Raw genomic sequence first — 5,384 nt, forward strand, 5'->3', positions numbered from 1 at the left:
CAAGCAGCAACCTGAACGTTCAATACTGCAAACAAATTGAGGCCTCATTGCTCATCTTCCTTCCTCGCCTCAGAGGATTGCCCGGCGACTGCAGGGTTTGAACTGGCGCCGTATTGGTCAGGCTTCCAGTTGCGCATTCCCGACCCCATATAGTGTGAAAAATGGCGCAGCATGTCATATTCATTCACGGGCTGGTCGTCTGCGAGCGCCGGTGTGCCCGGCGAGCGGCTGATGAGCTTCTCCGTCGTGAGATCCGTCCGCAGCATGCGATCGAATGGTTCTGTCGGCATCGCTGCCGGTCCACATTCCATCATGGCCGGCACGGTATCGCCGGCATGCGCTTCACCAGTTCCTCAAATCCGCGCTCCGCGATAGGCTGCATCCTGGCCAAAAAATGCCAGCCGTTTCCTCCACCGGCCTGAAGACGCGCACGTAGGGAAACGACTGCTCGATAGCGCGCGCCACCGAGGCCTGCACCGCCGCATCGCCAGAAGGCAGCCATTGCGCCAGGATCCCCCCCGGCTCAAGCCGTTCCTTCGCCACCTCGTAAAAGTCCCTTGAGTACAAGAGGCTCGATCCCGCCGCGCGCATCAGCATGTCCGAATCCGCCCGGCCGTCCGCTGGCGTACGGCATGTCCAAAACCGGACATTTCAATGCAGTCAGTTGCCCTGAACAGATCGCGATATCCGCACGATCCATTCAGGTTGTCCGATTCTGGACTTTGGCACTTCGCATGCTCGACACTATTTCTTGGTTTCCCTCATCTCCTGTCGGAGGCGCTCTTTTGAATTCTCTAGGTCAGAATCTTCGCTTCGCCGTTCGCCAGTTGGTCCGCAATCGCGCCTTCACCGTCACGGTGGTCGTTACACTTGCGCTCTCCATCGGAGCCAACACCGCGATCTTCTCCATCGTGAATGCCTTGATGCTGAAGAGCCTGCCCTATCCACAACCCGATCGCATGGGAACCCTCTTCCAACGCAACCAGGGTCCCAACCCGACTGACGAGCCGCGCTGGATCGGCGGCACCCAGTGGGAACAGTTGCGCGACAACGTACCGTCGCTCACCTCCGCTGTCTACGCCGCCCTTGCCGGCGGTGCAAATCTCCAGGCCGGTTCGCAAATCGCCTACGTCCATGCTGGCCGCGTTTCAGCGCGCTACTTCGACGTACTTGGCATCCGGCCTGCCGTCGGCCGCGCCTTCTCCGCCGCTGAAGATGCCCCCAAAGGACCGAAGGCTGTCATCCTCAGCTATGACCTCTGGCACAGCATCTTCGCTTCCGACCGCGGTCTGATCGGCCAGACCATCCACCTCAAAGGCGAGCCCTATACCGTCATCGGCATACTTCCTCAGGGCGCCACCACCCCCCTCAATGCCGACCTCTTCACCGCGCTCCAACCCAGCCCCCAGGGCGAGGGGCAAGGCACCAACTTCGGCGTCATCTTCCGCCTCAACGATGGCGCAACCTGGCAGCAGGCCGACTCCGAACTCAACCGCGCCTGGGCCGCGCGCATCGCGCAGATCGAAAGCAAAAACCCCGGCAGCAAAATCCAATTCTTCACCATGCCCTTTCAAAAGGGCGTGACTTCCGAGCTGCGTCCCCGCGCCATCGCCCTCATGCTTGCCGCCGGATTTATCCTGCTCATCGCCTGCGCCAACCTCGCTGGACTCACTCTCGTGCGCATGACCCGGCGCCTTCCAGAAATCGCCACTCGCCTGGCCCTGGGCGCTTCACGGTGGCAAATCCTGCGCCAGCTCTGGATCGAAAACCTACTCATCGCCTGCCTCGGCGGAATCGCAGGCATCGCCATTGGCTTCGCGGCTCTTCGCGGACTGCTCTCTCTCCTCCCCGAAGACTTCCTGCCCGTGACCAGTGTCCCGCTCGACGGGCGCGTACTCGCCTTCACTGCGTTCGTCACGCTCTTCACCAGCCTTCTATTCGGAATGCTGCCGGCATTCGCAACGAGCCGCATCGACCTCCGCTCCTCTCTCGCCAATCGCGTCTCCTCCTCTGTTCAGTCTCTCCGCGTACGACAGACCCTCATTGCCGGCGAGGTCGCACTAACCGTTATGCTCCTCGCTGGATCCGGCCTGCTCATCCGTTCCCTCATCTACCTCGAAACCCTGCCGCCCGGCTTCAATCCCAACGGCGTCATGACCGCCAAAGCCTCCCTCGACGACGCCCGCTACCATGACCCGGTCGCGTTTCGCCGGCTCCTGACTGACAGCATCGACGCCATGCAGCGCATTCCCGGTGTCGAATCCGCCGCAGTGGGATTAACTCTGCCCTACGAACGGACGCTCAACGACGGAGTCCTCCTCCACGATGGCCCGCAAAACGGCAAGTCCGTCGGCACCGATGTTGTCTACGTCACCCCCCGCTTTTTCGACGTGCTCCAGATGCCGCTCAGCCGCGGTCGCGCCTTCACCGATGCAGATGGACCGAACACGCAGCCGGTGGTGATCATTAACTCCGCCTTCGCGCAAAAGTTCTTCCCTGGCCTCAATCCGGTCGGCCTCGTTATCGATAAGAACGCTGTGATCGTAGGTGTCGTCTCTGACACCCAGCTTTCCTCAGGCCTCAACCCCACCGCCCCCATCCAGAGCGAAGAAACCATCTACATGCCCGCCACTCAGGTTGCCGCGCCCATGCTCTTCGTCCACGTCTGGTTCCAGCCCAGTTGGATCGTGCGCACCAGCGGCCCCGTCAATGGTCTGACCGAGCAGATGCAGCGCGCCCTTTCCTCCGCTGCTCCCGGTCTGCCCTTTTCCGGCTTCTACCGCATGAGCGATCTCCAGTCGAAGGCGCTCGCGATGCAACGCATTGAGGTGGCCCTGCTCAGCACCATGGCGGGTCTGGCCCTCCTGCTCAGCGCAGTAGGCATATTCGCGCTCGTGGCCAGCCTGGTAACGCAGAGAACTCGCGAGATAGGAATCCGCATTGCGCTCGGTTCCACCATCCGCCAGGCCATGACGCACATCTCGTCTTCCGGAATTCGCGCTGCCGGAGCAGGCCTGGCGCTGGGCCTCGTGCTCTGCTTCATAACGCTGCGAATGATGCGCAGCGTCCTCTACGGTGTAGGTGTCTACGACGCACCCAGCCTCTTCGCGGTGATAGGGACGCTCGCGGCGGTAACTCTGCTGGCAGCCACAATCCCCGCGCTCCGCATCGCCCGCATCGACCCCGCCACAACCCTGCGCGAAGAATGACCGCCGAAAGCTCATCCCCTCCCGACCACAAAATGCCCGGAGGGAACCCGACGCAATTAGAGCCCAGAGTCAGCGGCAGCGGAACCTCGTTGCCGGGGGGAATCAGCCAACGGCACGGCTTCGGTCTATACTTCCGTCGTGCGAGGTGGCTGTGCGGCAGCTCTCTCTTCCCTTCTTCCCGATCGCCCTGCTCTCGTTTTGCGCTCTGCGGATATCCGCGCAGAGCACGCAATCAATGAACTCGGACCAGACCCCGATCTTCCGGGCGAATGCGCGCGCCGTTTTGGTCGACGTAGTCGTAACCGACAGCCACGGCAATCCCGTGCCCGGACTGCGTCAGCAGGACTTCAAGTTGACCGAGAATGGGAAGCCGGAATCCGTCGTCTTCTTTGAGGAACACAAAGGAGCAGCGGTGGTTCCCATTGAGCTTCCGAAGATGCCGCCGAATGTCTTCACAAACGTTCCGGTCGCACCAGAGGCCGATGCGCTCAATGTGCTTCTGTTGGACGCCATGAATACCCCGCAAACCGATCAGAGTTATGTCCGAGCACAAGTTCTCGAGTTCCTGAAGACCATGAAACCCGGCACGCCCCTCGCCGTCTTTTCCCTGGATGCCAATCTGCGGCTGGTGCAGGGATTTACCGGAAGCCCATCGACATTGCTAGCTTCGTTACAGGACAAGAAGAACGGGGTGTGGCCGGAAACCATCGCGTTCTCCCACTCGACGAAGGATGACCTGGATGACCAAGCCGAATTGAATAGGAGAGTAATGATGTTAGGCGGTCCCGGCCACACAGATGCAGGCATTGACGCATTGAGGCAGGATCAGCAAAACGAGAAAGTGTATCAGTCTGTCCAGCGCGTTGCAGTTACGGCTGAGGGACTCGAGAATATCGCTCGCTATCTGGCGAAGATCCCCGGCCGCAAGAATTTGATTTGGTTCGCGAGTCGATTTCCCATGGCATTCTTTCCAGTTGCGAACGGTAACGGCGCGTTGCCGGTTGGACGGAGGACAGGCGGCCTGGCGCCGGCAGAGAATATTCGAATTCAAAGCGCAAGGTTAAAAGAAACGGCTGACCTTCTCACCGTTTCACGCGTCGCGATCTATCCAGTTGGTGCGCGCGGTGTAGAGACCGTGATTGGGAGTGATGCCGATCAACAGTACCTGCCGGCCGGTGGAAATCTACCGGAGATAAGGGACGGCGCCGACAACTACTCGACGATGAGAGAACTCGCCTCGGAGACGGGAGGCGAGGTGGTTGCCGGTACCAACGACTTCAGCAAGGCCATTGCGCGCGCCATCGACAATGGCTCTCATTTCTACACATTGAGTTACACGCCGAGTAATCCGAAGATGGACGGACAATTCCGGAGCATCGAAGTGAGTATCCCGGAAGCGAAATACACACTGGCCTATCGGAAGGGGTATTACGCACTCGATTCTGATCACGCTCCAGCCGAGTCGAAGAGTTCGCCAAAGGAGAAGACAGCGGCAACTCCGAATGCCTTGCAGCCGCTGCTATTGCGCGGAGCACCGAGTTCCACTGAAATCCTCTACGGTGCACGGGTGGCTCCTGTGGACCCACAGCCAAAGCCAAATGCCGCCCGCGCCGGAAAGAACGCCAAACTGACAGGGCCGACCAAACGCTACGCCGTAGATCTGATGATTCGGTGGACCGATGTGAAGCTGCAATTGGCAGTCGATGGTAAGCGCACAGGCAAGATCCAGGTTGAGTTGCTGGCCTACGATCGCGATGGACACGCTCTGAACTGGCAGGGTGGAACACTCGCGATGAACCTGGCTCCGGACGTTTACGCGGCGATTCAACGCTCCGGCGTTCCCGCACACTTTGAAATCGACGTGCCTTCGGATAAGGATGTGTTTCTAGCAACCGGCGTCTACGACTGGCAATCAGGAAAGGCGGGTACGCTGGAGATTCCTTTACCCTCGGCAGCGATTGTGGCATCGAGGAATCACTAGTGTCCTGTCCCCGAAGTTCGTTAAAGAACTTTCTTTTGTTCTTGTATCAGGGCACGACTTCAGTCGTGCCGCAAAGCCTGCAGAATGATCGGGGCTTTTATAGCCCCTGAGGGCCGTTCTTCAATCCCCCAATTATTCAATGAACTTCGGGGACATGACGCTAGAACTGGTTGCATAAATGCAGTTTTGAAAGG

Annotated in this window: 4 protein-coding genes; 2 read left to right on the forward strand and 2 right to left on the reverse strand. The window is 59.6% G+C overall.

All coding sequences use genetic code 11. The features are described from left to right. Positions 1-44: 44 nt before the first annotated feature. Positions 45-290, reverse strand: coding sequence for a hypothetical protein (locus WA354_RS17610; protein WP_472814327.1), 246 nt, complete (start codon positions 288-290; stop codon positions 45-47). A 52-nt stretch (positions 291-342) separates the two neighbouring features. Further along, positions 343-597 (reverse strand): hypothetical protein, encoded by a 255-nt coding sequence (locus WA354_RS17615; protein ID WP_472814328.1) that lies wholly within the window; start codon positions 595-597, stop codon positions 343-345. 188 nt (positions 598-785) lie between these two features. Between WA354_RS17615 and WA354_RS17620 the strand changes: the two genes are divergently transcribed. Together WA354_RS17620 and WA354_RS17625 are read left to right on the forward strand one after the other, a co-directional pair. Continuing rightward, positions 786-3,209 (forward strand): ABC transporter permease, encoded by a 2,424-nt coding sequence (locus tag WA354_RS17620; RefSeq protein WP_472814329.1) that lies wholly within the window; start codon positions 786-788, stop codon positions 3,207-3,209. 235 nt (positions 3,210-3,444) lie between these two features. Next, positions 3,445-5,190, forward strand: a complete 1,746-nt coding sequence (locus tag WA354_RS17625) for a VWA domain-containing protein (RefSeq protein WP_472814330.1) — start codon at positions 3,445-3,447, stop codon at positions 5,188-5,190. The last annotated feature ends 194 nt before the right edge of the window (positions 5,191-5,384 follow it).

The sequence above is a fragment of the Occallatibacter sp. genome, assembly GCF_049802275.1.
Classification (GTDB): domain Bacteria; phylum Acidobacteriota; class Terriglobia; order Terriglobales; family Acidobacteriaceae; genus Telmatobacter.